The 24,879-nt window shown below is 58.7% G+C and carries 26 protein-coding genes, 1 other RNA gene and 1 riboswitch; of the genes, 13 read left to right on the forward strand and 14 right to left on the reverse strand.

Annotated elements, in window-relative coordinates:
• A partial coding sequence (locus GS605_RS19970; RefSeq protein WP_253283319.1) for a thiamine pyrophosphate-binding protein occupies window positions 1–349 on the reverse strand: 349 nt, incomplete at its 3' end.
• A 125-nt stretch (window positions 350–474) separates the two neighbouring features.
• Window positions 475–1,935: a PLP-dependent aminotransferase family protein gene (locus GS605_RS19975; RefSeq protein WP_171725098.1), complete on the reverse strand. Its 1,461-nt coding sequence runs from the start codon at window positions 1,933–1,935 to the stop codon at window positions 475–477.
• A gap of 133 nt (window positions 1,936–2,068) precedes the next feature.
• On the opposite strand from GS605_RS19975, the gene GS605_RS19980 reads away from it, so the two are divergent.
• Together GS605_RS19980 and GS605_RS19985 are read left to right on the forward strand one after the other, a co-directional pair.
• Window positions 2,069–2,377: a helix-turn-helix transcriptional regulator gene (locus GS605_RS19980; protein ID WP_170347301.1), complete on the forward strand. Its 309-nt coding sequence runs from the start codon at window positions 2,069–2,071 to the stop codon at window positions 2,375–2,377.
• The gene (locus GS605_RS19985; RefSeq protein ID WP_171725099.1) at window positions 2,370–3,401 is read left to right on the forward strand and encodes a permease; all 1,032 of its coding nucleotides are present in this window, start codon (window positions 2,370–2,372) and stop codon (window positions 3,399–3,401) included. The genes GS605_RS19980 and GS605_RS19985 overlap by 8 nt, the downstream gene beginning before the upstream one ends.
• A 56-nt stretch (window positions 3,402–3,457) precedes the next feature.
• Here the strand turns inward: GS605_RS19985 and GS605_RS19990 are convergent, their stop codons facing one another.
• Together GS605_RS19990 and GS605_RS19995 are read right to left on the reverse strand one after the other, a co-directional pair.
• Window positions 3,458–3,847: a hypothetical protein gene (locus GS605_RS19990; RefSeq protein WP_171725100.1), complete on the reverse strand. Its 390-nt coding sequence runs from the start codon at window positions 3,845–3,847 to the stop codon at window positions 3,458–3,460.
• A 51-nt stretch (window positions 3,848–3,898) separates the two neighbouring features.
• Window positions 3,899–4,660, reverse strand: coding sequence for a DUF1013 domain-containing protein (locus GS605_RS19995; RefSeq protein WP_171638297.1), 762 nt, complete (start codon window positions 4,658–4,660; stop codon window positions 3,899–3,901).
• A gap of 130 nt (window positions 4,661–4,790) precedes the next feature.
• Here GS605_RS19995 and GS605_RS20000 point away from each other — a divergent pair, with 130 nt between their 5' ends.
• Window positions 4,791–5,432, forward strand: coding sequence for a ribonuclease T2 (locus GS605_RS20000; RefSeq protein ID WP_171638295.1), 642 nt, complete (start codon window positions 4,791–4,793; stop codon window positions 5,430–5,432).
• On the opposite strand, the gene GS605_RS20005 is transcribed toward GS605_RS20000, so the two are convergent.
• The 5 genes from GS605_RS20005 to GS605_RS20025 form a co-directional block, all read right to left on the reverse strand.
• Entirely contained in the window at window positions 5,429–5,917 is a 489-nt protein-coding gene (locus GS605_RS20005; RefSeq protein WP_171725101.1) for a hypothetical protein, read from the reverse strand. The genes GS605_RS20000 and GS605_RS20005 overlap by 4 nt on opposite strands.
• Window positions 5,918–6,003: 86 nt before the next feature.
• Complete coding sequence (locus GS605_RS20010) at window positions 6,004–6,390, reverse strand: hypothetical protein (protein WP_171725102.1); 387 nt, start codon at window positions 6,388–6,390, stop codon at window positions 6,004–6,006.
• A gap of 114 nt (window positions 6,391–6,504) precedes the next feature.
• Window positions 6,505–7,098, reverse strand: coding sequence for a recombination mediator RecR (gene recR, locus GS605_RS20015; RefSeq protein ID WP_171725103.1), 594 nt, complete (start codon window positions 7,096–7,098; stop codon window positions 6,505–6,507).
• Window positions 7,099–7,159: 61 nt separating this feature from the next.
• Window positions 7,160–7,513: a YbaB/EbfC family nucleoid-associated protein gene (locus GS605_RS20020; protein ID WP_171725104.1), complete on the reverse strand. Its 354-nt coding sequence runs from the start codon at window positions 7,511–7,513 to the stop codon at window positions 7,160–7,162.
• Window positions 7,514–7,913: 400 nt separating this feature from the next.
• Window positions 7,914–9,677 (reverse strand): DNA polymerase III subunit gamma/tau, encoded by a 1,764-nt coding sequence (locus tag GS605_RS20025; protein ID WP_171725105.1) that lies wholly within the window; start codon window positions 9,675–9,677, stop codon window positions 7,914–7,916.
• 171 nt (window positions 9,678–9,848) lie between these two features.
• On the opposite strand from GS605_RS20025, the gene GS605_RS20030 reads away from it, so the two are divergent.
• Window positions 9,849–10,361, forward strand: coding sequence for a dual specificity protein phosphatase family protein (locus tag GS605_RS20030; RefSeq protein ID WP_171725106.1), 513 nt, complete (start codon window positions 9,849–9,851; stop codon window positions 10,359–10,361).
• Here GS605_RS20030 and GS605_RS20035 read toward each other — a convergent pair.
• Window positions 10,353–10,760 carry a hypothetical protein gene (locus tag GS605_RS20035; protein WP_171725107.1) on the reverse strand — a complete coding sequence of 136 codons (408 nt, stop codon included), beginning with the start codon at window positions 10,758–10,760 and terminating at the stop codon, window positions 10,353–10,355. The two genes, GS605_RS20030 and GS605_RS20035, sit on opposite strands and share 9 nt — an antisense overlap.
• 90 nt (window positions 10,761–10,850) lie before the next feature.
• Window positions 10,851–11,072, reverse strand: a riboswitch (cobalamin riboswitch).
• A 157-nt stretch (window positions 11,073–11,229) separates the two neighbouring features.
• Between GS605_RS20035 and GS605_RS20040 the strand changes: the two genes are divergently transcribed.
• Window positions 11,230–12,063: a hypothetical protein gene (locus GS605_RS20040; RefSeq protein ID WP_371807782.1), complete on the forward strand. Its 834-nt coding sequence runs from the start codon at window positions 11,230–11,232 to the stop codon at window positions 12,061–12,063.
• A 39-nt stretch (window positions 12,064–12,102) separates the two neighbouring features.
• Here GS605_RS20040 and rsgA read toward each other — a convergent pair whose 3' ends face one another.
• The 3 genes from rsgA to GS605_RS20055 form a co-directional block, all read right to left on the reverse strand.
• Entirely contained in the window at window positions 12,103–13,179 is a 1,077-nt protein-coding gene (gene rsgA / locus GS605_RS20045; RefSeq protein WP_245218231.1) for a ribosome small subunit-dependent GTPase A, read from the reverse strand.
• Window positions 13,180–13,286: 107 nt separating this feature from the next.
• Window positions 13,287–13,385: signal recognition particle sRNA small type (gene ffs, locus GS605_RS20050), an RNA gene on the reverse strand.
• 39 nt (window positions 13,386–13,424) lie between these two features.
• Window positions 13,425–15,293 carry a bifunctional 2',3'-cyclic-nucleotide 2'-phosphodiesterase/3'-nucleotidase gene (locus GS605_RS20055; protein ID WP_371807783.1) on the reverse strand — a complete coding sequence of 623 codons (1,869 nt, stop codon included), beginning with the start codon at window positions 15,291–15,293 and terminating at the stop codon, window positions 13,425–13,427.
• A 182-nt stretch (window positions 15,294–15,475) separates the two neighbouring features.
• On the opposite strand from GS605_RS20055, the gene nudC reads away from it, so the two are divergent.
• The 3 genes from nudC to GS605_RS20070 are packed head-to-tail and all read left to right on the forward strand — an operon-like array spanning window position 15,476 to window position 17,556.
• Window positions 15,476–16,459 (forward strand): NAD(+) diphosphatase, encoded by a 984-nt coding sequence (gene nudC, locus GS605_RS20060; protein ID WP_171638280.1) that lies wholly within the window; start codon window positions 15,476–15,478, stop codon window positions 16,457–16,459.
• Window positions 16,460–16,496: 37 nt separating this feature from the next.
• Window positions 16,497–16,964 (forward strand): SRPBCC family protein, encoded by a 468-nt coding sequence (locus GS605_RS20065; protein WP_171638278.1) that lies wholly within the window; start codon window positions 16,497–16,499, stop codon window positions 16,962–16,964.
• A gap of 49 nt (window positions 16,965–17,013) precedes the next feature.
• Window positions 17,014–17,556: a chloramphenicol phosphotransferase CPT family protein gene (locus tag GS605_RS20070; RefSeq protein ID WP_171638276.1), complete on the forward strand. Its 543-nt coding sequence runs from the start codon at window positions 17,014–17,016 to the stop codon at window positions 17,554–17,556.
• A 4-nt stretch (window positions 17,557–17,560) separates the two neighbouring features.
• On the opposite strand, the gene GS605_RS20075 is transcribed toward GS605_RS20070, so the two are convergent.
• Entirely contained in the window at window positions 17,561–18,394 is an 834-nt protein-coding gene (locus GS605_RS20075) for a prephenate dehydratase (protein ID WP_171638275.1), read from the reverse strand.
• A gap of 120 nt (window positions 18,395–18,514) precedes the next feature.
• Here GS605_RS20075 and GS605_RS20080 point away from each other — a divergent pair, with 120 nt between their 5' ends.
• The 5 genes from GS605_RS20080 (at window position 18,515) to GS605_RS20100 (ending at window position 24,879) form a co-directional block, all read left to right on the forward strand.
• Window positions 18,515–19,027, forward strand: a complete 513-nt coding sequence (locus GS605_RS20080; RefSeq protein ID WP_152459925.1) for a cytochrome c family protein — start codon at window positions 18,515–18,517, stop codon at window positions 19,025–19,027.
• Between the two features lie 170 nt (window positions 19,028–19,197).
• Window positions 19,198–21,102 carry an extracellular solute-binding protein gene (locus tag GS605_RS20085; RefSeq protein WP_171725108.1) on the forward strand — a complete coding sequence of 635 codons (1,905 nt, stop codon included), beginning with the start codon at window positions 19,198–19,200 and terminating at the stop codon, window positions 21,100–21,102.
• 1 nt (window position 21,103) lies between these two features.
• Window positions 21,104–22,198 (forward strand): microcin C ABC transporter permease YejB, encoded by a 1,095-nt coding sequence (locus GS605_RS20090; protein WP_171725109.1) that lies wholly within the window; start codon window positions 21,104–21,106, stop codon window positions 22,196–22,198.
• A complete protein-coding gene (locus GS605_RS20095) occupies window positions 22,199–23,305 on the forward strand; it encodes an ABC transporter permease (protein WP_171725110.1) in 1,107 nt (368 codons plus the stop codon). It abuts the gene before it with no gap.
• The gene (locus GS605_RS20100) at window positions 23,302–24,879 is read left to right on the forward strand and encodes an ABC transporter ATP-binding protein (protein ID WP_171638269.1); all 1,578 of its coding nucleotides are present in this window, start codon (window positions 23,302–23,304) and stop codon (window positions 24,877–24,879) included. The genes GS605_RS20095 and GS605_RS20100 overlap by 4 nt, the downstream gene beginning before the upstream one ends.

Consider the following 24,879-nt stretch of genomic DNA (forward strand, 5'->3'; position numbering starts at 1 on the left):
TCTGCTCAACTTCCTGGAAACCGCCCTGACCGATGGTCTTGTTCGCCGCCTGCGGGGTGACCAGCAGCAGCGGGGTGTGGTTCCAGTAGGCCGTCTTCACCGCCGTCACGAAGTTGGTGATGCCCGGGCCGTTCTGCGCGATCATCATCGACATCTTGCCGGTGGCGCGGGTATAGCCGTCGGCCATCATGCCGGCCGAGCCTTCATGCGCACAGTCCCAGAACATGATCCCGGCCTTCGGGAACAAGTCCGAGATCGGCATCATCGCAGATCCAATGATCCCGAACGCATGCTCGATCCCGTGCATCTGCAAAACCTTAACAAACGCCTCTTCCGTCGTCATCTTCATGTGGGTGCTCTCCAAACAAGAGTGAGTGAAACCGGGCACTGTGCCCGGCGTTTGATATGGTTTTGGCGCAAGGGTGCGACCTGCGTTAGGGCCAAAACGAAAGCCGGATTAGGTCCAGATGAGGCTTAAACGGCCCGAATTGCATCTGCGATCAGTTTCACGCCGGGCGCGATGCGGTCAGTTGGAATTGAAGAGTAGCCAAGTCGATAGAAATTCTGTGGCCTGTCCGGTCCCGAGAAGAACGGTGCGCCGGGCTCAATGTGAACACCCTGGTTTTGCAGTCTTAATGCCAGTTGAGTTGTGTCGACATGCTCAGGGGCTGACATCCACATTGAAGAGCCGCCGATCACACCCCGCCCAGCCACGGTCAGCCCACTTTCCGCGATGGCTTTGTCCATCGCGTCGCGCCGCTCTTGCAAGGCCTTCGACATACGCCGAATTTGCGCGTCGTAGTGGCCCAACGACAGGAAATACGCCGCCGTGCGTTGAATGTGGCCTGGTGGGTGGCGCAGGACCAATGAGCGCAGCGCACGTGCCTCGCGGATAAAAGGTTCCGAGCCGACCATGTACCCGAGTCGCAGCCCTGGAAACAGCGACTTGGAAAAACTGCCGACATAGATCACGCGGCCATCCCGGTCCATGGATTTCAGCGCCGGCGAAGGCGCACCCCGAAAGGCCATCTCAAACTCGTAATCATCCTCGACGACCATCGCGTCGAGTTCGCGTGCTCGATCCAGCAATTGGTTGCGGCGGTCGATCGGCATCGTCGCGGTCGTCGGGCTTTGATGGCTGGGGGTGGTAAAGATGACGTCCGCTTCGTCGGGAATCGCCTCGGGAGGCAGACCGTCCCGGTCCACGCTCAAGGGCGTGACCGCGCAGTCCCAATGGTTCAGAAGGCTGCGCAGCGCATAGTAACATGGGTCTTCTATGACGGCCGTGCGATTGTGGGTCAGCAAAATGCGCGATGCCAGCCAGAGCGCGTTCTGCGCGCCCAGAGTGATCAAGATCTCTTCGGGGCGGGCCGCGATGCCACGGCGTGGTAGAGTGTGACGGGCAATAAACTCGATCAACAACGGATCATCCAGATCCACGTAATCTCCGGTCAGTGAATCGAAATCTTTATGCCCCAGCGCGCGGACGGCGCATAACCTCCAATTGGCGTGGTCAAACAAGGTTCGGTCAGCCTGCCCGTAGATGAACGGGTAACGGTACTCTCGCCAGTCGCTGGGTTTTGGCAGAACGTCGCTGTCCAGAAAGCGGCGTGCCAGTGCCTTGTCCCAGTCGACGGATTCGGTGCCGCGCTGGACAGGTGAATACTTGGGGGGGACAGGAGCGTTTTGCGAAACGTAGTATCCGGACCGCCCCTTGGCCGTCAGGTAGTCATTGGCCAACAGTTCGGTGTAGGCCAATGTTACGGTTATTCGGCTGACCCCCAGATGCGCGGCCAGTTTGCGTGACGAAGGGAGTTTTTCTCCGACGTGAAAGCGACCCGACAAGATGCCTTCGGCAATCATCTGCTGGATCTGGGCCTGCAATGTGCCCTGACCATTGAGTTCAAGAAAGAATGTATCGACCGAAATCCCCATGCCTGCTTATAGGGTGGACTTAAGGGCGGGGCAATCTGGACTTACATCGCAGTCACAAAATTTTGTCAGCAGGGTTGACCGAAGATCCCCTTCGGGCTAAATAACTAGAAATCTAGTTTAATGGAGATAATGGATGTGGGAAGCTGCTGCTGCCGGGTTTTCTGCCATGGGCTCTGAAGCCCGGCTGAAAGTCCTGAAGACGCTGGTCCGGGCTGGCAAAGCCGGATTGACCGTTGGCGAGATACAGGACCGGACGGGGATTGCCCCGTCGACACTGGCCCATCACCTGCGGTTTCTTGCGGCCGGTGGTGTGGTCGAACAGGAAAAGGTCGGTCGCACCACGATCAACCGCGCCAGTTACGACGAATTGAGAAATCTTGCGCAATTCATTCTCAGCGAGTGTTGCGCCGACGAAGTTGGAAAGGCTGCGAACGATGGCTGAGTTGACACAGAACCCGCGCATGACTGCCAAAGGGGTGCTGGACCTGATCAAGACGCCCTGGGCGCTGATCGTCGTCATTCTTGCGGCAGTGGCAATCCTGGATCCCGGAAACTTGACCGGGGTGGTGACATTCGCTGCCAAGGCTCTGGCGCATACAGGGCAATATATTCTGTTTGCAGTGCTTCTGCTGTCTTACCTCAAGGCGACCGGCGCAGAGGTGATGGTGGCGCGTGCCTTTGAAGGTCGTGAGACCCGGATGATCTTTCTGGCTGCATTGTTCGGTGGTCTTGCACCGTTCTGTTCTTGCGAGGTTATCCCCTTTATCGCGGGTCTTCTGGCCCTTGGTGCGCCGTTGTCCGCAGTCATGGCGTTCTGGCTCAGCTCACCCTTGATCGATCCGCCGACGCTTTTGATTACCGCCGGTGCGCTGGGATGGCCCTTTGCCATCGGCAAGGCTGTCGCTGCGGTTGCGCTTGGCCTGTTCGGTGGGTTCGCGGTTCGGTTGCTGATGCGCAAAGGTGCGTTTGCCCAGCCTTTGCGCGAATACAAGCCCGCCGGATGCTGCGGATGTGGTCCGAAAATGGACGACAAACCTGTCTGGAAATTCTGGCAGGAGCCCGAGCGCCGCGTCCGGTTCCGTTCGGAATTCATGCACAACGGTCTGTTCCTGTTGAAATGGCTTGCGCTGGCTTATGTGCTTGAGGCTCTGCTGGTTAACTATGTGCCTGCCGACCTGATCGCCGGCGTGGTCGGCGGCGAGGGCGTGCTGCCGATCGTCGTTGCTGCGCTGGTGGGTATGCCGGCATACCTGAACTCGTACGTGGCGCCGCCTTTGCTGGCAGGGTTGATGGAGCAAGGTATGACAGCGGGTGCGGCCATGTCGTTCATGGTTGCCGGTGCTGTCAGTTCCATCCCGGCGATGGCTGCGGTCTGGTCATTGGTCAAACCACGTGTCTTTGCAACCTATCTGACCCTGGGGGTCGGTGGCGCAATCGTGGCTGGTATCATCTTTCAATTGGTATGAACGCAAAAACCGCCCGGTGTCACATCGGGCGGCTTCTATCCGTTCGGTGCCGTCGATCAACTACCGTCGCACAGACGTGGCAGTTTGAGCCGGTACCGGGCTTCTCCGCTTTCGAGGTAAACGCGTTTTTCGATACAGGCCGTCGTGCCCACTGTCTGCGAAATCTGCGCATCTGTAGACGTAATCGATGTGGCGGACCCATCCGGCAAGCGGACAGATGCCACGACGCCGTTCTTCAGATCTCCGTTCACCGGAGTTGCAGACAGAACCGGGACGGTCAGAAACGCCTCATGCTCGTGTTCGCCTTCATCCCCCAGCAGAAACAATGTCGTGACGATGGCAATCATGACAACGCCGCCGGCCAGACCAAGCCCCCACGTTTTCAGAAAGGCATAAATCGTGACGGCGCGATGCGGGCCAAATACCGCAGATAGAACGTTCAGCATGGCAAGTCCGTGAAAAAAGCCCCAGCCGTCATGGCCGAGGCTGTTTGCGCGTTACGGGCGAAGATCGTCTTCGTCTTCGTCATCCGCCCCACCCTTGGGCAGGTTGAAAAAGCTGTCTGCGTCGATGATCGGCTCGTCGTCTTTCTCTTCCGACGGTTCGTCGGACAGCGAGAAGGTTTCCAGACCTTCAATTGCGGTCGGGATTTTCGGCGCTGCGTCCATTTCCAGCGACTGCTCGGTCGAGACCAGCTTGCGACGTTCGTCATCGCTCATCACGCCGCCTTCAGCCGCTTTCTTGGCCGCCGCTTTCTGCACGGCGGTGTCCAGTTCGGACTGTTTGCACAGACCCAGAGCAACCGGATCAATTGGCTGCATGTTGGCGATGTTCCAGTGCGTGCGTTCGCGGATCGACTGGATGGTGGGTTTGGTGGTGCCCACCAGCTTGGCAATCTGGCCGTCGCTGAGTTCCGGGTGGAACTTGACCAGCCACAGGATCGAGTTCGGACGGTCCTGACGTTTCGAAAGCGGCGTGTAGCGCGGACCACGGCGCTTTTCCTCACCGGCGGCCGATGGGTTGAACTTGAGCTTCAGCTTGTGAAGCGGGTTGTTCTGTGCCGCGTCGATTTCTTCTTGGGTCAGCTGGTTGTTGGCGATCGGGTCAAAGCCCTTGACGCCGGCGGCGACGTCGCCATCAGCGATACCCTGCACTTCCAACTCGTGCATTCCTACGAAATCCGCGATCTGCTTGAAGCTGATCGTGGTGTTGTCCACCAGCCATACGGCGGTTGCCTTGGCCATAAGCGGTTTTGCCATCAGCCCGTCTCCTATACATACATCTGTCCCGTCGCCGGAATTCGGCGGCCCCTTGGTTTTGGGGCAGGTTTCCGTTGTCGGGGAACTTGGCCCGTATATAGTCGCGCAAAGGCAAGAAGGGAAGAGGCGAATGCGCCAAGGGATTACGGGGCTGGTTTTGTGGGTCTTGAGCGCGGTCGCTGCGCCGGCCGAGGGCGAAAAGGCGGGCGAGTTCGATTACTACGTGCTGTCGCTCAGTTGGTCGCCCAACTGGTGCGCCCGCGAAGGTGACGCGCGCGGCTCGGATCAATGTGACGATCGGCATGATCACGGCTGGATACTGCACGGGCTATGGCCACAGTTCCATCAGGGCTGGCCGTCCTACTGCCGTACCCCGGAAGGCCCACCTTCGCGACGCACGACGCGGGAAATGGAGGACATACAAGGCAGTTCCGGCCTTGCTTGGCATCAATGGAAGAAACACGGCACATGCTCGGGATTGTCGGCATCCGACTACTTTGCCTTGTCCCGGCGGGCTTACGAAGCCGTCAAGCGCCCTGAGGTGTTCCGCAAGCTGGATTCATCCGTCAGACTGCCGGCTTCAGTGGTCGAGGAGGCATTCCTGAAGGCCAACCCTGAGTTGGAGCGCGACATGATCACGATCACCTGCAAACAGGGCTATATCGAAGAAGTCCGCCTGTGCCTGTCCCGCGATCTTGATTCCGTACCCTGTGGCCGCGACGTGATCCGCGACTGCACGGCCAAGGACGCGCTGTTCGATCCGATTCGTTAAAGCTTTTTGTTCTGGCAATCCCGCGCATAGTCCAGCGCCTTGGCGGTGCCTTTCAGATCGATGGCCATCACCACCTCACCTGCCGGGTTATAGACGGTCATCGTTTTGTTCTGAGCGATGGCGTTCACAAAGCTCCGGTCAGTGAAAAACACGGTTGCGCCCGGCACGTCGCGTTCGTTGAACCCGATGGCCGTCGCATCATAGCTTTTGCCGTCCAGATCAAAGCGGATCGGATAACTCTCACCCTGTTTAATGTCGCCCCATGCCTTGTTGAACACGGCGAAATACCCACGATTGCCCAAGGCATCATAGCCCAGCCGCACCACCGAGAGATCCTGATACACCGTCTGGATCAGGCACCCGTTGCCAAGCGCGGGGTCCATCATGATGTTCCAGCCGTCGACAAAGCCCTTGTCGATGAGGTCTTGGGCTAGGGCGGAGGTGGCTGTCAAAGCGGCGAAGGCGAGGGCGAGAAGGCGGGTCATAGCATATCCACAAATCAGACAATCTATTCATGTCATTGTAAATTGTTGTAGAAGTTAGACAATCCATTAATTTCCCGCGCGCCGTGTCAGGTCTCCTCGCCGTTGGAACAGATCTCAAGTCTCAGGTTAACAATTGCCTGGTTTGGAACGTCTTCTGAATTCAGCGATCCTCCGACAGCAAACCATTCGGAGTATTCAGGGTTAATGCAATCAACGTATAGAACGCCGAAAAAATCGCCATACTTACCTTCACCGCGAACATAGACGTGCCTGTGTGTTTGTTCATCATACCTTTTGTCTTCTGGAATTGCGCTCCACCATTGTTTGTATGGCGGCGGTAAATCGTGCGTGTCTTCGAATAAGTAGAGAGTTTCAGCGGCAATAGGCGAGGCGAAAGCACCAACAATTGCAAAAAAAACGCTAAGTGTTTCATCGTGTTTGATAATCCGTGGAATTAACAGAAAGAAACTCATCCAATAACTGTACAGCTGTCAAGCTAGTTACCGCGATACTTGAGCGTGTCTCGTGCGTTGCGCTGGCGCCGCCTAGCGCAAAGGCCTCGCGAAAAAAGAACCGGTAAGTTAGAGCTACAGTTCCTTCCGCGCCCGCAGCGCGGCCGTGATCGTCCCGTCGTCCAGATAATCCAGTTCGCCTCCAATCGGAACACCCTGCGCCAGCGAAGTCAGGCGGACCTGTCCCTCGAGCTGATCGGCGATGTAGTGGGCGGTGGTCTGGCCATCGACGGTTGCGTTCAGGGCCAGAATGACTTCGGAAATCCCTTCGGCCATCACCCGATCCTTGAGTCGGGGAATGCGCAGTTCGTCGGGGCCGACCCCATCCAAAGCCGACAATGTGCCGCCCAGAACGTGATAGCGCCCTTTGAATACTCCGGCACGCTCCATCGCCCAGAGGTCGGCGACGTCTTCGACCACGCACAGCTCTCCGGTCGCGCGATCCGCGCTATCGCAGATGTCGCAGATATCGGTGGTGCCGACATTGCCGCAGTTCAGGCATTCGCGGGCGGTGGCGGCCACTTGTTGCATCGCGTCCGAGAGGGGCGTCAGCAGCAGGGCGCGTTTGCGGATCAGGTGCAGAACCGCGCGGCGGGCAGAGCGCGGGCCCAGGCCCGGCAGTTTGGCCATCAGGTCGATCAGGTTGTCGATGTCGCTGTTCGAACTCATGGCCAATCCTGCATTGCGCCAGAGGGAGCCTCCGGCGGGAGTATTTGGGAAAAGATAAAGCTCAGAACGGTAGCTTGATGTCTTTGGGCAGGCCCATGCTTTCGGTCAGCTTGGCCATTTCAGCCTGCGAACGTTCGGTTGCCTTGGTCTGCGCATCCTTGATGGCGGCCAGGATCAGGTCTTCGACCACTTCCTTGTCATCGCCGTTGAAGATGGAAGGGTCGATATCCAGACCTTTGAGTTCACCCTTGGCCGTCGCCGTTGCCTTGACCAGGCCTGCACCGGATTCGCCGACAACCATCATGTTGTTCAGCTCTTCCTGCATTTCGGTCATCTTGGTTTGCAGGTCCTGCGCAGATTTCATCATCTTGGCCATGTCGCCCAGACCGCCAAGCCCGCCGAGTCCTTTCAGCATAGTATTCTCCTGTGTCTCCGTTTGCGCTCTAGATACGGGCAGCAGCGACATGGCACAAGGGTTCTCCCGCCGGTCGGAGGCTCATCCGTTCCGGTCGGCATGTTGATCAGCGCAGGCGTCAGCAGGAACGTGCTAACCATCTGCGACACCATATTTGCCAGCAGGCCCGACAAGCGCAGATCGTCCTTGGCGCGCATATGGTCTGCTGCCGAGACTGATTGCACGGAACACAGGAAATCTGGGCGGGGTTCGAATGGCTACGCAGCATTCGGATCAGAATGGTCACGGGCCGCCTTCCGCTGGCCGGTGTCGCAACAAACGATCTGAGACATGCGGGCGGATGTGTTCGATCGAAACCTCGGTCAGCTTCGTTTGAAACGGGGGGTGACGGGCGGCGGGGTCAGTCTTCCTCGAACGGGTCCCACTCGTCTTCCACCTCGGGAAGCGCTTCGGTCTCGACCTTGGCGGCGCGTTGCTCCGGCGTTTCGATCCTAGTGATTTTCGCCTTTGGGAATTGCGCCAATACCGCCTGCACCAACGGGTGTTGTTCGGCTTCGGATTTCAGTGCGAGCTCGGCCGCATCCCTAACTTCTGCAATCGTGGGGGCTTCTCCGTCCGAGACGATCGAGACAGCCCACCGATTTCCTGTCCAGCGTTGCAAGGCAGTGCCCAGTCGTGGCGCCAGATCCGCCGGTGCCTGGGTGGCGGGTGTGAATTCGATTCGTCCGGGTTGATAGGAGACGAGGCGCACGCCGTTTTCCACCTCGACCAGCAACTTTACGTCGCGATTGGTCCGGATCAGTTCCACCACGTGGTCGAAGGTCGGGTAATGGGCAAGGGCCGTCTGGGCATCCTGCGCCAGGGCTGCAACCGGTGCGCCACCGGCACCGCGAGGGGACGGCGCGTAGGCAGGTGGATGGGTCGCGCCAGCCGGCGCCGGACCGGCGCCCGGTCGGGATATCGAAACGCCGCCATTGGGCCCGCCCGGCGGCGGTGGCTGGGCATCTTGCAACCGTTTGATCAGCTCTTCGGGGCTGGGCAAATCCGCCACATGGGTCAGGCGAATAACGGCCATTTCAGCGGCCATCATGGCGTTGGGCGCAGCCGAGACTTCCTCGAGCGCCTTCAGCAGCATTTGCCACATCCGGGTCAGAACCCGCATCGGCAGAGCCTCGGCCATGTGTTGGCCCCGGGTCCGTTCATCCGGAGAAACCGTCGGATCCTGTGCCGCGTCAGGCGTGATCTTCACGACGGACACCCAATGCGTGATCTCGGCCAGATCGCGCAGCACCGCCAGCGGGTCTGCGCCTTCGGCGTATTGGCCGCTCAACTCGGTAAGTGCTCCGGCGGCATCGCCGCGCAGGATCATGTCCATAAGGTCCAGAACCCGGCCACGGTCTGCCAGTCCAAGCATTGCACGGACCTGATCGGCGGTCGTCTCACCAGCCCCATGCGAAATCGCCTGATCCAGCAACGAGGTCGCATCCCGGGCCGATCCTTCCGCTGCTCGGGTGATCAGCGCCAGCGCGTCTTCGGCGATCTGGGCGTTTTCCGCTTCGGCGATCTTGCGCAGCAGGCCAATCATGTCTTCGGGTTCGATCCGGCGCAGGTCGAAACGCTGGCAGCGGGACAGCACAGTGACAGGGACTTTGCGGATTTCAGTGGTTGCGAAGATGAACTTCACATGCGCGGGCGGTTCTTCCAACGTCTTGAGCAGCGCGTTGAACGCACTGGTCGAGAGCATATGAACCTCGTCGATGATGTAAATCTTGTAACGCGCGCTGGCGGCGCGATAGCGGACACTGTCAATGATCTCGCGGATGTCGTTGACGCCCGTACGGCTGGCGGCGTCCATCTCCATCACGTCTACATGGCGGCCTTCCATGATGGCGACACAATGTTCACACTGACCGCAGGGTTCGGTCGTGGGGCCACCGGTTCCGTCGGGTCCGATGCAGTTCATGCCCTTGGCGATGATCCTTGCGGTCGTGGTTTTGCCGGTGCCGCGAATGCCGGTCATGATGAAGGCCTGCGCGATCCGGTCGGCCGCGAACGCGTTTTTCAGGGTGCGCACCATGGCATCCTGACCCACCAGATCGGCAAAGGTTTCCGGGCGATATTTGCGGGCGAGAACCTGATAGGCGGGGCTGGAGCTGTCTGTCATGTCTTCTCGTTGGGATTCGGTGCTTGGGCACAGCGTAGTGGCCACCGTTGCCCGCGTCCACAGCGGGGCGCGATGATTTTTGATTTAGAAACGAGTCGCTTTCGCACTAAACTGCATCAGCGGATTTAATGGCTCATTTTTGTATAGAGTTCTTTGGGGAGGACAGGATTCATGTCGCAGTTGGTGATCTACGCCCTGCAAGTCGGTGGCGGAACGCTGGCGCTGACCTCGATGCCCGGACGCGGCGGAGATTACTCCAGCGATCTGGATATGATCGCAGCCTGGCAGCCTGGGCTTGTTGTTTCGATGACGACGGATGTCGAAATGCTTCAGGACGGGGCGCAGGAATTTGGCAGCGATATTCAAAGCCGCGCCAGCCGTTGGGTTCACCTGCCGATCGAAGATTTCGGAGCGCCGACAAAAGCGATTGATGACGCGTGGCCGTTCGTCAGCGCCGCGGCCCGGCACGCGCTGTCCGGCGGAGGTCGCGTATTGGTACACTGCCGCGGGGGCTGTGGCAGGTCAGGTATGATTGTCCTGCGGCTGATGGTCGAATGCGGCGAAGGCGCGGACACGGCGCTGCAACGATTGCGGGCGGTGCGCCCTTGCGCCGTCGAAACGGATGCGCAACTGGCCTGGGCCTCTCGGCGTGCCCAGGCACAGGTCAGTCTGGATTCAGATTGAAATCTGCGCGGGCGCGCAAGCAGGTTTTCGAGGCCGGATCGTGGAAACTTCGATCATCGCGCAGGGTGGGGTTTTCACGACGCCGGATGGCATCGCACTGAACGTGTTTCCGAAGATCAGGTCGGCATAGCCGTTCAGCGGCTCAATCGTGGTTTCGGGCTGCGTCCCGCAAAAGACACGAATGCGGTCTGATTGCGCGCGGAAAATTGCATGACATCCTTCGCTGCAATGTGACAGCTCGCTGCTGCCCTCAATCTCGAAATCGTCACTTGTGGCCGAGGTCGCCTGGGCCATGGCTTCGGATATCGAGCGCGCCAGCCGCGCCAAAGCGGGACAGGTTTTGCCCGTCCGCTGACATACTGTTGCACTGAATTCATGTGTCTTTGTCTTCCAGATCATCCTGCGCCCTCCGCGCTTGGTGGACAGGATATTTGGGACAGGTGGGACAGCGTGATGCCGTCAGGACCTGCCCGGACACCCCGCCCGAGTTTCGGTTTCGTTTCCGATGGCAGGTCTCCTGACTTGCGGGTCATCGCTTTGCCGACCTTCCCAGCCTTTGGGCCAGTGGTGTTTCGGCATCGCTTACCGCTTACAGTTGCGGGGGCAGTCGCGGATTTGGTTGTTGCCTGCATGACCAGACAATACCGCACCGTGTTCCCTTTTCATCCCGACCCCTTGTGGAGGCCGGAAACCATCACACAACCGCTAGCGTTTGAGCACGCATCGAGTCAAGCCGATCTTTTGACCGGACGCTTGGTCATGCTGGATACGGTGTTGGTTCATGCATAGTGTCGAGGGCGTTGAGGTTCGGAAACCGGATTTACCAAGCGCAAAGCCAGAGATCATGTTGGACACAGAGCAAACGGTAATGACCGAAGAATTTCGCTTTCCGTCCGGGCAGAAAACACTGTCTGCCCGGTTGTACAGCCCGCTGTCTTCGCCCGAAATCGTCGTCGTGCTGAACAGTGCAACGGGTGTGCCGCGCGATTATTACCGTCATTTCGCACGATGGCTTGCTGCCGAGCGGGGTATGGCCTGCCTGACCTATGACTATCGCGATTACGGGCATTCCTTGACCGGCCGCCTGAAAGATTCGCGTGCGACCATGGCGGATTGGGCCTTGATCGACATGCCCGCGGCACGGGCAGAAATGCGCAGACGGTTTCCCGATTCGCAGCATTGGACCATCGGCCATTCGATCGGCGCGATGTTGGGGCCTGTGCAGCCGGATATCGATCTGATTGATCGCATGATCTGTGTGTGTTCGGGGCTGGTAACCCTAAGCGACCATCCATGGCCCTATCGTGGTTTGGCAGGATTGTTCTGGTATGGTCATGCCCCGCTTTTGGCCCGAGCCCTTGGCTACCTTCCCGGAAAGGCGATCGGGTTCGGCTCGGATCTGCCGGCATCGGTCTATTGGCAGTGGCGCAAATGGTGTACGGCGCCTTTGAACTATGTGCCTGAAATCGGGCATGAGTTACCTGCGGCGCAGTGGAAGGATTCTGGAACGCCCGTGGATTTGTTCACCTTCGAGGACGACCAGATGGTGCCGCCGGAAGCGGTTTGGCGGCTTGCGGATCTTTACGGCCCCGATGCCAACCGCCACCTGCTGAGCCCTGCCGATTTCAGGTTGCCTGAGGTTGGTCATATCGGAGCATTTGCCCGGCGCAATGCAGCGGTTTGGCCGCGACTGATCGCTTGATCAGACGCGGCGCAGGACGGGCCGGGCACCGTCCAACGATCACCGGTTGCGAAGTTTCTTTTCCTTCATGACGCCACGGACCATCTTGCCGAACGCTTTGTCCCGCGCCCGGGACTGCGCGACGGTTTCAGAATTGCGCTGATCTTCGCGCCGAAGCTTGCGCCACCGGTCCAATCGAGCCGGATCAAGCGTGCCGTGGCTTATTGCCTTTTGCACGGCACATCCGGGCTCGGAGCTGTGCTGGCAATCCGAAAAACGGCAGTCCCGGCTCAACTCGGCAAGGTCCGAGAAAACGTCGTCGATCCCGTCCCGAGCGTCCAGCAGGCGCAACGCGCGCATTCCGGGTGTATCGATCAACCAGCCACCGTTGCGCATCCGGTGCAATGCGCGTGCGGTCGTCGTGTGCCGGCCCCGCGCGTCATCCTCGCGAATGTCCGAGGTGGCGAGATCCTGATCGGTCATGGTATTGGCAAGTGTCGTCTTGCCAACGCCCGACGATCCAACCAGCGCTCCGGTCTGGCTTTTGGGGCACCACGACAGAACCTTTTCAACCTCTGCCGGGTCCAGCGCGTTGATCGCCAGAACCGTCAGGAACGGATCCAGAGATTGCACCTGCCCCGAGAAACTGTCGGGGTCCGCCGATTTGTCGGCCTTCGTCAGAACAACGACCGGGTAACACCCGGCCTGATGCGCGAGCGCCAGATATCGTTCCAGCCGGGGCAGTTTGAAATCGGCATTGCACGAGCTGACGATGAACAGCACATCGACATTGGCTGCGATCAGTTGCGTCGCGGCGCCTGTACCCGCGGCGCGTCGGTGCAGCAGGCTGCGCCGGTCGAGCAAATGGCGCACGCGTTTGTCGTCATCGGCGAGAACCCAATCGCCAACAGCATAGCTGCCGGTCGTTTGATCGGGGGTCAGTAACGGAACTTCGCCGTCAGGGTTAAGCCCTATCAGGCGGTCCCGATGAACGGAAGTGATGCGAAAAGGCGTGCAGGAAGGATAAGCCGCGTGTTGCGCGGCAAAGTGAGAGGACCATCCCAGGTCCGAAAGTGCAAGAAACATTGGTTTGCCCGTCGTCAGAAACAGCACTCCCGACGGATGGCGATCGCTCATCCCCGGGTCATGTGTTCAGGCAGTCAGTCGATACCGTGAGGTCAGAACCGTGCTGCCCGAAGGGTCTTTGCTACAATCATAAAGCCCTCCTGCGGCCAAGGTTCGTAAAGTGAGAGGTTGGACATCGACCCAAGCGGGGCTCGTTGTGGCTGCTTCCTTCCGGACCTGACCAGGTTGGCGAGGCGCTCGCCCGCGCCAACCTCTCGACTCTGGATATAGGGAAGGCTTCGGCAAAAGACAACCCGTCAGAGCGTCAGCCGAATGCGTGCAAAACCGTTTTCGTCAGGTTCCAGTATCCTGGGGGCAAACCTGTTCAATTCGTCGATATGCTTCAACGCACCGGGACCGGTCCGAAGAATGGTCGTCACCCCCGATTTCGGCATCAGAGAGAACGGGTAAGGTTGCCGGGCCAATGGGTCGGGTGGCAGGCGGTGCGTCATGTAGTCCCGCAAAATGTCCCGGATATCCAGCGGGGGCAGATCGATGGCCGGAGCCGACGACACATGCGGGAAATGTCCGCCCCCGCTTGCGCGATAATTATCGAGCGCGACGACAAATGCCTGATCGGGTTGCACGGCTTGGCCTGCGCAAGTCAGATGATGCACCCGCCTGTGGCCGGGATGGATCATTTGCCCCCCGACATCGTAACGCGCCGGTTGCGACGGGTCGATCTGATAGGACAAGCCAAAGATGACATCGAAATTGTATCCCGCCCGATCCCGGTCGAACAGCTCTGCCTCGGCGTCGGGGAATTGTTGGTTGAATGCGCTGGCTGACATCTCCAACCACTCCAGCAGCTGCGCGCCCGTGATCTGAACCGCGCGCAATTCGTTTGGAAAGACATGCAGGTCCGCCACGTGACGCAGACAGATTTCGCCGGGCGGCACGTCCGTATAGTGCCTGGGGCCAGAGCGTCCGCCGCATTTGGCCGGCGACGCGGCTGACAACAGCGGCAGCTCTGCAAGCGTGGTGCCGTGTAAAAAAGGGCGCAACGCGGCTGCCTGTGCGGCGGCCACAAGCGCCAACCCACGATCCGGCGCACAGAAGCTGAAATAGCTGTGCAATGTGTCCGAGGCGCGCGCAACGGGCGCGGCCATGTCCTGACGGGTCTGCTGATGTGCGGGTTCAACCAGATGCGCGAATTCCAAATCTTCGCCAATCGCGGTGCCGCCCACCGAAACCGGGCGCAATTCGGCGTGGCTGTCGACAACACGCAGCCCCGACTGGGGCTCTAGGGTAACGGCCAGATCGATTACTCCAAGATATGCGCCTGCCGAACCGGGCATGACAACCGGCGTTCCATGCACCAGCCCTTTCACGTAATCCACATTCGGGGTTTGCGCGCTGGTGCGTGCGGGAAGGGTCAGGTGCGTGTGCCCGGCGACGACAGCGTCGATGCCCTCGATCGCGGCTAGGGGAATAACGGCATTTTCAGTGTCGGTCGCTGTGTCCGGGTGTCCAAGCCCGGAATGGGCGAGCGCCACGATCAGATCGCACCCCTTTTCGCGCAAGATACGCGTCAGGGACTGTGCCGCGACAACGATGTCGTCCGCCTCTACGGTTTCGTTCAGATTGTGTTCTTCCCAACGTGTTGTCTGCGGTGGCAGCACCGAAAACACGCCGACGCGAATGGGCACATCCTTGTTTCCCACCCTAACGATACGGTCAAGGATCGCAAAACGCTGCCAAGATTGGTGTTCTCCGGACCGATGAAGGTTGCCGCACAGAACCGGGCACGGGGCTTGTGCAAGGGTCTTGTCCAATGTCGGCAGCCCGAACCCGAAATCATGGTTGCCCAGACCAATCGCATCATAGTCCAGCGCCTTGAATGCCTGCATCATCGGGTGGGGATTGTCGTTCCGAACGGCCCATTCGCCCATCGGCGTTCCCTGAAGCGAATCCCCGTTGTCGAACATCAGCACCAGCGCGTCTGTGGCCTCGTGTCGGGCCTTGCGGATCAGGCTGGCGGTGCGTGTCAGCCCAAGCGTCGGGTCCGGTGTGTCCGCGTAATAGTCAAAACCAGTCAGATGCATATGCACGTCGGAGGTGGCAAGAATACGAATACGCCCACGGTCTTTTGTGGGTTGCACCTGCGTCGATGGGGTTTGCTTCACTTTTGTTGTTCTGCTTTTGAGTGTGGTAATGGGCTAAAATCATCAAAACGCAGTCTAGATGATTTTTCCGGGGCCGCCATGCGGCTTTTCGGTGGCGTGTCCCTGCGTTTTGCGCCTTGAATTGCCATTGCAACAGGGCCTGAGACATGGCAGCCCTGTGCGCAAGACCAGAAGGAATTCCAATGAAAAACGCAGAGCAGGTGACTTTCGGCGGCTCGGGCCTGAATCGGGCAGCGCATCTTCGTGGGGATTCAGAGAAGCTGTCCGAGATGGCGGGCGACCCTGCTGCGCGATGCATATTGTTGTGGCGAGGCAAGCTTCTGGTCGTGGGCGCGGCGCTGGATCAGCTTGCCCTGACGCAGATGACCCACCCGCTGGTATGCGATGGCCCCGGCGGCGTGATCGAAGCACCGGTTTTTTTGGGCCTGAGCGCAGAGGGCGCACCCCTGTTTGCCGCAGATATCTCGGCCTGGGGGGCAGAGGGATTGGATCTGACCGGCCTGGGAGAGTTCGTGGACAGATCCGAACAGCAGCACCCGGATTTGCCTGAAGGGCATGTTTTTGCCGAGCTCCGCCGGATCATGGCGCGATTGTCGCCTCGTGATGCCGAGTTGGCCGCATCGGCCAAGGCGGTTGTCGGTTGGCACGAAACACATCGCTTCTGTGCTCGCTGCGGCGCAGCCAGCGATATGTCGCAAGCGGGATGGCAGCGCAGTTGCCCGTCATGCGGCGGGCAACATTTTCCGCGCACGGATCCGGTTGTGATCATGCTGATTACGCATGGGGACAGCGTGCTTATGGGGCGGTCTCCGGGTTGGCCCGAGGGAATGTTTTCCTTGCTGGCGGGATTTGTCGAACCCGGCGAAACGCTCGAAGCGGCGGTGCGCCGCGAAGTGATGGAAGAGGCAGGCGTACCGGTTGGTGCGGTGTCGTACCTGTCCAGCCAGCCCTGGCCGTTCCCGGCATCCCTGATGTTCGGATGCGCCGGCGAGGCCCTGTCGCGTGACATCGTTATCGATCCGGTCGAGATCGAAGAGGCGATGTGGGTCAGCAAATCCGAAATGATGCAGGCATTTGCCGGCGAACATCCCCGGTTGTTGCCGGCTCGCAAGGGGGCTATCGCTCATTTTCTGCTTCAGAACTGGCTTGCGGATACGCTGGACTGAAGAAAAACTGGTGAAGCCATAAACAGCAAAGGTCATTATGCAGTTTTCAGCGCGCGAAGATATCGAAGCCCCGATCAATTCGGTGTTCGACATGGTGTCGGATTTCGAAAGGTTCGAACGTATGGCGATGCGTCGTGGCATCGACGTGCGGCGTCTGGACACTGATGCGATGGTGGTTGCCGGCACTGAATGGAAAACCGAATTCAAGTTGCGTGGAAAGCCGCGCCAGATGTCGGTGGTGATGACGGATTTCGACAAGCCGTCGCAAATGCGGTTCGAGGCGGCCAGCAAAGGGATGACCGGCCTGACGACAGTAGATTTTCTGGCCTTGTCTCCGCGCCGGACACGCCTGAGCATCGAGATGTCCTTGGCCGCAAAGTCCTTGCCCGCGCGGTTGCTGTTGCAGTCCATGAAGCTTGGACAGTCAAAGTTCCGCAAGCAATTCCAGGTGCGGTTCAGCGAGTTTGCGCGTGAACTGGAACAGCGTCACCTGCACGGGGCGTGAACGGCGTCCGCTGGGCTGATCGGGGCAAGGATTGGAAAAGAAACCTCGGATGTCGCACATTATTTTTCTGCATGGCGCATCAAGCAGTGGAAAATCGACAATCGCGCGGGCTTTGCAGCAGAAGATAGAGAAGCCGTTCTGGCATATCTCGATCGACCACCTTCGCGATTCTGGTGTTCTGCCGCTGGATCGCTATCGCCGTGGCGAGTTCGATTGGTCCGACGACCGATCGACTGTCTTTGATGGGTTTCATCAGTCGCTAGCTGCCTACGCGGCCTCGGGCAACAATTTGATTTTGGAACATATTCTGGATACGCCGGGGTGGGACAAAGATTTGCGCGACCTCTTGCGCCCGTTTGATGTTCTGTTCGTAGCTGTCCATTGCCCGGTTCCCGAGTTGAACGCGCGCGAACGATTACGCGGCGACCGTCCGGTGGGAAGCGCCCAGCGGGACCAAACCATGATCCATGCTGGTAGAGTTTACGATATCGAGATTGATTCCATGGACGGCATTGAAGCCAACGTGCAGACAATTCTTCAGGCATGGCGCAGTGACCTGCGCCAATCGGAATTCAGCCAGTCTTTCGCGTGACCTGTCAGCCGCGAGGATGGGCCGCAGGGTAGACGCCAAGAACCTCGACATTGGTCGTGAAGTGTTCCAGTTCGTCCATTGCCAGCTGCACGTTGCGGTCTTCGGGATGTCCAACAATATCCGCATAAAACTGCGTTGCCGTGAAGGACCCGTCGACCATATAGCTTTCCAGCTTGGTCATGTTGATCCCGTTGGTGGCAAAGCCACCCATGGCCTTGTACAGCGCGGCCGGGATGTTGCGGACCTGAAACACGAAACTGGTGATCATCCCATGATCGCCCCGGCGGGACAAATCCGTTTCGCGTGACATGACAAGAAAGCGGGTCGTGTTATCGTCATTGTCCTCGATATGGCGGGCCAGCACGTTCAGGTCGTAGATTTCAGCCGCAAGCTCGCTTGCCAGAGCGGCGGAATGCAAGTCCCCGATTTCGGCCACTTCGCGCGCGGCGCGGGCATTGTCGGGACTGACACGGCCACGAATACCGTGTTCTTTCAGAAATTCTGAACATTGCGGCAGCAGCACCAGATGCGAATGCGCTTCGGTGATGTCTTCCAGTTTTGCGCCGGGTACACCAAGAAGGTTGATGTGAACACGCACGAACGCTTCATCGATGATGTGAAGCCCGCTATGGGGCAACAGCCGGTGAATATCGGCAACGCGACCGTAGGTCGTATTTTCGACCGGCAGCATCGCCAGATCGGCCGCGCCCGAGCGAACTGATTCGATCACATCCTCGAATGTGCGGCAGGGCAAGGCCTCCATTTCGGGTCGTGCGTTGCGGCAGGCCTCGTGACTGTAGGCGCCGGGTTCGCCCTGAAAAGCAATGCGATTGGTCATTTGGTCGATTCCATGCAACAAGTTCGCGATTTGGTCGTTTCGTCGCGGTGTCTATACCTTGCCTCTCGCAAGTGGAAGCCTTAGACACCTGCGCAGACAGCTGAAATGGACACGCGATCAATGTTCGACACGATGACAGTTACGAAGGCCGCCGCAGGCCTGTTCGGCACTTTCCTGGTGCTGCTTCTGGCCAAATGGGGGGCTGACATCCTCTATTCTTCCGGTGGCCATGGCTCGGCTGAGGCCGCCTACATTATCGAAACCGAAAGCTCGGGCGAAAGCGCCGACGGCGAAGAAGTGGTCTTTGAAGATCTGCTGGCCGCCGCTGACGTTGAGAAGGGCGCGAAAGTATTCCGCAAGTGCACCGCGTGCCACAAGCTGGAAGACGGGGCGAATGGAACCGGCCCTTACCTGTATGGCGTAGTTGATCGCCCGGTTGCCTCGGCAAAAGGTTTCACCGGTTACTCAGCCAGTATGCAGGCTCATGGCGGCAACTGGACGCCCGAAGCGTTGGATGCCTTCCTGGAACGCCCAAGCGCCTATATCTCGGGAACATCGATGAGTTTTGCTGGCTTGAAAAAACCTCAGGACCGCGCGGACTTGATTGCTTATCTCCAGACAATTGGCAACTGATTGCCTGAGAGACCATTGAAGTTCAGAGCCGCTGCCCCGCGCAGCGGCTTTTTTTGTCTGAAGGGAACTTCACAAAGCGCTCACGCATTCTAAACTTGAAACTGTCAGCGTTGGCACTTTAGCTAGCGTATGCGACATAAAAGATTACAATAACCCAGAGGATGAGCCCCATGATATCCCTAATGCCTGCTGCATGTGATCTTAAGGTCAGGCCATTGGCTGGCATATTCGGGCTTTGTGCTGTTCTGCTCTCACCGCAAGCTGCTTTGGCATTGGATGAGGGGGTTACCCGCAGTCATGGATATTCGTATTTCGGCAATCTGGATTACCCTGCTGACTATCCGCATCTGAATTACGTGAATCCAGATGCGCCCAAAGGTGGTGAGTTGTCCTTGGCGGCTTCGGGGACGTTCGATTCCTTGAATCCCTATTCCCGCAAGGGGCGCGCAGGCGCCTTGACGACGCTGCAATATGACCGCCTGTTCGAAAGCTCTGATGACGGTGTCGGGCAGTATTACGGCGTGCTGGCGGAAAGTCTGGAATATGATGAAGGGCGCAACTACGTCATTTTCCATTTGCGACCCGAAGCAACCTTTTGGGATGGCACGCCGGTGACGGCCGAAGATGTTGTCTACAGCCATCGCCTGTTCATCGAACAGGGCCTGCCTTCCTACGCCCAAGCCGTGGGCCGCATGGTGACGGGGGCCGAAGCGCTGGATGATCACACGGTCAAATTCACGTTCAATCCGGAAGTCACCCGCCGCAGTTTGATCGAGACCGTCGGGTCGACCCCCGTCTTTTCGAAAGCATGGTTCGAGGCGGACGAGTCCCGGCGTCTGGATGAGCCGCGTCTGGAAGTGGCGGTCGGCTCGGGTCCCTATAAACTCGACAGCTATGACATCAATCGCCGTATCGTTTACAAGCGACGTGACGACTATTGGGGTAAGGATCTGCCATTCAATGTCGGTCGCAACAATTTCGATACCATTCGCGTCGAGTATTTCGCCGATCAGACAGCGGCGTTCGAGGGGTTCAAGGCCGGTGAATACACGTTGCGGATTGAAAGTGATCCCAAGCTTTGGGCGACGGCGTATGATTTTCCGAAGCTGAACGAAGGTGTGATCGTACGGGACGAGATACCGGATGGCAGCCCGCCAACACCGTCCGGCTTCGTCTTCAATCTCGGAAAACCGCAGTTTTCCGACAAGAACGTACGCAAGGCCCTTGCCTTGGCCTTCAATTTCGAATGGGCAAATGAATCCCTGCTGTTTGGTCTGAATTCACCGCGCAATTCTTTTACACAAGGCACCCCGCTGGAAGCGCAAGGCCTGCCCGAGGGCGATGAACTGGCGTTTCTTCAAGCGCTGGGTGAGGTTGTGCCCGAGGACCTTCTTTCAGAACCTGCCGTGACGGTTCACGAGTCAAACCCCGCGCGCCTGAACGATCGCAGAAATCTGCGAAAAGCCGCGAAACTGCTGGACGAGGCCGGGTGGCCGGTCGGCGATGGCAATGTGCGGCGTAACGCGGAAGGGCAGACACTGAAGGTTAATATCCCCTATCCTTCAAACCTGCCGACTTCGACGGCCACGATGATTGAAACCTATGTCCAGAACCTGCAAGCCATTGGCGTGGATGCGTCGGCGGAAAAGGTTGACCCGGCGCAATACACGCTGCGCAGCCGCGAGCGGGACTATGACATGGTCTATTCCACTCGTTACGGGTCTTTTTTGTCGACCGGTGGCGGGTTGAGCCAGATGTACGGGTCGGAAGAGGCCGCATTCAGTCTTTTCAACCCGGCCGGATTGGCAAGCCCATTGGTTGACGCAATCATCGAAGCATCCTTTGATACTGACAATCAGGCGGATCAGGACATGGCGTTGAAGGCGTTGGATCGCGCTTTGCGGTACGAGTTCTTCGTGATCCCCGTAGGATACATCGCTGACCACTGGGTGGCATATTACGATATGTATGAATACCCGGAAAACCTGCCGCCTTATTCGCTGGGCTATTTGGATCTGTGGTGGATCAATCCGGAAAAAGAGGCTGCACTGAAAGCGAAAGGCGCGCTGCGATAACATGGGCGCCTATATTCTAAGACGTTTGTTGCTGATCATCCCGACCCTTCTGGGCATCATGATCGTCAACTTCACGCTGGTACAATTCGTGCCTGGCGGGCCGGTTGAGCAGATCATTGCCCAGATCGAAGGTCAGGGGGATGTTTTCGCCGGTTTTGCGGGTGCGGGCGATGCCGGCGCGGGGTCAGAGCCGGCGGGCGGCGTTTTCGACGACAAATATGTCGGTGCACGGGGCCTGCCGCCCGAGTTCATTGCTGAACTTGAAAAGGAATTCGGCTTCGACAAACCGCCCCTGGAACGTTTTCTGGTCATGATGGGCAACTATCTGACGCTGGACTTCGGCGAGAGCTATTTCCGCTCGATCAGCGTGATTGATCTGGTGCTCGAGAAAATGCCGGTCTCGATCTCGCTGGGCCTGTGGTCAACGCTTATCGCCTATCTGGTTTCGATCCCTCTGGGCATTCGCAAGGCGATCAGGGACGGTTCGCAGTTCGACACGTGGACCAGCGCAGCGATCATCGTGGCCTATGCGATCCCTGGCTTCTTGTTTGCCATTCTGCTGTTGGTGCTTTTCGCCGGTGGATCCTATTGGCAGATCTTCCCGCTTCGGGGGCTGACATCTGACAACTGGGACAGCCTGAGTCTTTTTGGCAAAATCGCAGATTATTTCTGGCATATCGCGTTGCCGACCATCGCGCTGACGATCTCGGCCTTTGCGACATTGACGCTGCTGACCAAGAACTCGTTTCTCGATGAAATCAAAAAGCAATATGTCATGACCGCCCGCGCCAAAGGCCTGAGCGAACGCAAAGTGCTGTATGGCCATGTGTTCCGCAACGCGATGCTGATCGTCATAGCCGGATTTCCGGCCGTGTTCATCGGCGTGTTCTTCGGAGGTTCGATCATCATCGAAACGATCTTCTCACTTGATGGTCTGGGACGTCTGGGTTTTGAAGCCGCCGTGGCGCGGGATTACCCGGTGATTTTCGGCACGCTGTTCATCTTTGGCCTGATGGGGCTGGTGGTCGGCATCATCAGCGATCTGATGTATGTGCTGGTCGACCCGCGCATCGATTTTGAAAAGCGGGAGGGGTAAATGGCATTGTCCCCCCTGAACCAGCGCCGCTGGAGCAACTTTCGCCGCAACAAGCGCGCCTTCTGGTCGTTGATCATCTTCGCCGTGTTGTTCGGCCTGTCGCTGTTTGCCGAGTTCATCGCCAATGACAAACCGATTCTGGTGAAATACCGGGGCGAGTTCTACATGCCGGTCTTCAACTTCTACGCGGAAACCGATTTTGGCGGAGACTTCCAGACAGAGGCGATCTATCGCGACCCCGAGGTTCAGTGTCTGATAGACAGCGGCGGCCTGGAAGACTGTTTTGACGATCCCGAAGGCATTATCGAACAGATCGACGCCGGTACGTTCCAGGCGGAGGGGTTCGAGCGTGGCTGGTCGCTTTGGCCGCTGATCCCTTATTCCTACAACACGTCTGTGGACCGCCCCGGGGCTGCACCCTTGCCGCCCAACGGCCAGAACCTGCTGGGCACCGATGACACCAAGCGCGATGTGCTGGCACGGGTGATTTACGGCTTCCGCCTGTCGATCCTGTTCACGCTGCTGGTGACGGGTGCTGCCAGCCTGATCGGTATTTTCGCCGGTGCCGTACAGGGTTTCTTCGGCGGTTGGCTGGATCTGATCTTTCAGCGGATCATCGAGATCTGGTCCGCAACCCCGTCGCTTTATGTCATCATCATCATGTTCGCGGTGTTGGGGCGAAGTTTCTGGCTGCTGGTCGCGTTGATGATCCTGTTCAGCTGGACCGGACTGGTTGGCGTGGTGCGCGCAGAATTCCTGCGGGCGCGAAACCTTGAATATGTGCGCGCTGCACGGGCATTGGGTGTGGGCAACATGACGATCATGTTCCGCCACATGCTGCCCAACGCAATGGTGGCCACGCTGACCTTCATGCCCTTCATCGTCACTGGCACCATAGGCGGGCTGGCTTCGCTGGATTATCTGGGTTTTGGTCTGCCGTCTTCGGCCCCCTCGCTGGGGGAGCTCACCTTGCAGGCAAAACAGAACCTTCAGGCCCCATGGCTGGCTTTCACGGCCTTTTTCACCTTTGCTATCATGCTGTCCCTGCTGGTCTTCATCTTTGAAGGCGTACGGGATGCGTTCGATCCCAGAAAGACCTTCTCATGAGCCTGCTGGATGTAAACAACCTGAAGGTCTCGTTCCGGCAGGACGGTCAGATCAGTGCTGCGGTTCGGGGCGTGTCATTCCATGTCGATCGCGGGGAAACCGTGGCGCTGGTGGGCGAATCCGGATCGGGCAAATCTGTCACCGCGCTCAGCACCGTATCGTTGCTGGGCGACAGTGCGATCGTCGAAGGGTCCGTCACCTATGACGGGCAGGAGATGATCGGCGCCTCGGAGCAACGCCTGATGGATGTGCGCGGCAATGACATCAGCTTTATTTTCCAGGAGCCGATGACATCGCTGAACCCGCTGCACACGATCCAGAAGCAGATGGCGGAATCGCTGGCCCTGCATCAGGGGGTCACGGGTGATGTCGCGCGCGAACGAATTCTTGAACTGTTGAACAAGGTCGGTATCCGCGACCCCGAAGACCGGCTGGACAGCTATCCGCACCAGTTGTCGGGCGGACAGCGGCAGCGCGTGATGATCGCCATGGCGCTGGCGAACAAGCCGGACATCCTGATCGCCGATGAACCGACGACGGCGTTGGATGTAACCATTCAGGCACAGATCCTCGAGTTGCTGGCCAGTTTGCAGAAATCCGAAAACATGGGGATGCTGTTCATCACCCACGATCTGGGCATTGTGCGGCGCATCGCCGACCGGGTTTGCGTGATGAAGGATGGTGAGATCGTCGAGACCGGCGCGACTGCCGAGATCTTCGACAACCCGCAGCACCCCTATACCCGCAAGCTCCTGGCCGCGGAACCTTCGGGTCAGCCAGACGCCGTTGCAACAGATGCCGAGGAAGTCGCGCGTACGGATCATCTGAAAGTCTGGTTCCCGATCCAGCGCGGGTTTCTGAAACGCACGGTCGGCTATGTGAAGGCGGTGAATGACGCCACGCTGAGTGTACGCGCGGGTGAGACCTTGGGGATCGTGGGCGAAAGCGGGTCGGGCAAGACCACGCTGGCGCTTGCGATCATGCGCCTCATCGCGTCCGAAGGCGGCATCACCTTCCGCGATCAGGATGTGCGAAGATGGTCGACCCGCGAATTGCGCCGGCTGCGCAAGGATATGCAGATCGTGTTTCAGGACCCGTTCGGCAGCCTCAGCCCACGCATGACCTGTCAGCAGATCATCGCGGAAGGTCTGGCCATTCACAACATTGATCCTCATCGCGCGCCGCGCGAGCTGGTCGCTGAGGTGATGACCGAAGTGGGCCTGGATCCTGCGGCCATGGACCGATATCCGCACGAGTTTTCGGGCGGTCAGCGTCAGCGCATAGCCATTGCGCGCGCGATGGTCTTGCGGCCCAAGCTGCTGGTTCTGGACGAACCGACCAGCGCGCTGGACATGACGGTTCAGGTTCAGATCGTCGATCTGCTGCGCGATCTGCAAAAGAAATACGGGCTGGCGTATCTGTTCATCAGCCATGACCTGAAAGTTGTGCGGGCGATGTCGCACAAGGTGATCGTCATGCGAAACGGAGATGTGGTTGAAATGGGCACGGCCGAGGATTTGTTCGAAAATGCCCAGACCGACTATACCCGCGAATTGATTGCTGCGGCGGGCTGA

Source organism: Ruegeria sp. HKCCD7559 (assembly GCF_013110575.1).
Lineage (GTDB): Bacteria > Pseudomonadota > Alphaproteobacteria > Rhodobacterales > Rhodobacteraceae > Ruegeria.

Bases quoted from the DNA above. Each gene is read 5' to 3' on its own strand.
- GS605_RS19975 (WP_171725098.1), bottom strand. From the start codon at position 1,935: ATGGGGATTTCGGTCGATACATTCTTTCTTGAACTCAATGGTCAGGGC.
- GS605_RS19980 (WP_170347301.1), top strand. From the start codon at position 2,069: ATGTGGGAAGCTGCTGCTGCCGGGTTTTCTGCCATGGGCTCTGAAGCC.
- GS605_RS19985 (WP_171725099.1), top strand. From the start codon at position 2,370: ATGGCTGAGTTGACACAGAACCCGCGCATGACTGCCAAAGGGGTGCTG.
- GS605_RS19990 (WP_171725100.1), bottom strand. From the start codon at position 3,847: ATGCTGAACGTTCTATCTGCGGTATTTGGCCCGCATCGCGCCGTCACG.
- GS605_RS19995 (WP_171638297.1), bottom strand. From the start codon at position 4,660: ATGGCAAAACCGCTTATGGCCAAGGCAACCGCCGTATGGCTGGTGGAC.
- GS605_RS20000 (WP_171638295.1), top strand. From the start codon at position 4,791: ATGCGCCAAGGGATTACGGGGCTGGTTTTGTGGGTCTTGAGCGCGGTC.
- GS605_RS20005 (WP_171725101.1), bottom strand. From the start codon at position 5,917: ATGACCCGCCTTCTCGCCCTCGCCTTCGCCGCTTTGACAGCCACCTCC.
- GS605_RS20010 (WP_171725102.1), bottom strand. From the start codon at position 6,390: ATGAGTTTCTTTCTGTTAATTCCACGGATTATCAAACACGATGAAACA.
- recR (WP_171725103.1), bottom strand. From the start codon at position 7,098: ATGAGTTCGAACAGCGACATCGACAACCTGATCGACCTGATGGCCAAA.
- GS605_RS20020 (WP_171725104.1), bottom strand. From the start codon at position 7,513: ATGCTGAAAGGACTCGGCGGGCTTGGCGGTCTGGGCGACATGGCCAAG.
- GS605_RS20025 (WP_171725105.1), bottom strand. From the start codon at position 9,677: ATGACAGACAGCTCCAGCCCCGCCTATCAGGTTCTCGCCCGCAAATAT.
- GS605_RS20030 (WP_171725106.1), top strand. From the start codon at position 9,849: ATGTCGCAGTTGGTGATCTACGCCCTGCAAGTCGGTGGCGGAACGCTG.
- GS605_RS20035 (WP_171725107.1), bottom strand. From the start codon at position 10,760: ATGATCTGGAAGACAAAGACACATGAATTCAGTGCAACAGTATGTCAG.
- GS605_RS20040 (WP_371807782.1), top strand. From the start codon at position 11,230: ATGACCGAAGAATTTCGCTTTCCGTCCGGGCAGAAAACACTGTCTGCC.
- rsgA (WP_245218231.1), bottom strand. From the start codon at position 13,179: ATGAGCGATCGCCATCCGTCGGGAGTGCTGTTTCTGACGACGGGCAAA.
- nudC (WP_171638280.1), top strand. From the start codon at position 15,476: ATGAAAAACGCAGAGCAGGTGACTTTCGGCGGCTCGGGCCTGAATCGG.
- GS605_RS20065 (WP_171638278.1), top strand. From the start codon at position 16,497: ATGCAGTTTTCAGCGCGCGAAGATATCGAAGCCCCGATCAATTCGGTG.
- GS605_RS20070 (WP_171638276.1), top strand. From the start codon at position 17,014: ATGTCGCACATTATTTTTCTGCATGGCGCATCAAGCAGTGGAAAATCG.
- GS605_RS20075 (WP_171638275.1), bottom strand. From the start codon at position 18,394: ATGACCAATCGCATTGCTTTTCAGGGCGAACCCGGCGCCTACAGTCAC.
- GS605_RS20080 (WP_152459925.1), top strand. From the start codon at position 18,515: ATGTTCGACACGATGACAGTTACGAAGGCCGCCGCAGGCCTGTTCGGC.
- GS605_RS20085 (WP_171725108.1), top strand. From the start codon at position 19,198: ATGATATCCCTAATGCCTGCTGCATGTGATCTTAAGGTCAGGCCATTG.
- GS605_RS20090 (WP_171725109.1), top strand. From the start codon at position 21,104: ATGGGCGCCTATATTCTAAGACGTTTGTTGCTGATCATCCCGACCCTT.
- GS605_RS20095 (WP_171725110.1), top strand. From the start codon at position 22,199: ATGGCATTGTCCCCCCTGAACCAGCGCCGCTGGAGCAACTTTCGCCGC.
- GS605_RS20100 (WP_171638269.1), top strand. From the start codon at position 23,302: ATGAGCCTGCTGGATGTAAACAACCTGAAGGTCTCGTTCCGGCAGGAC.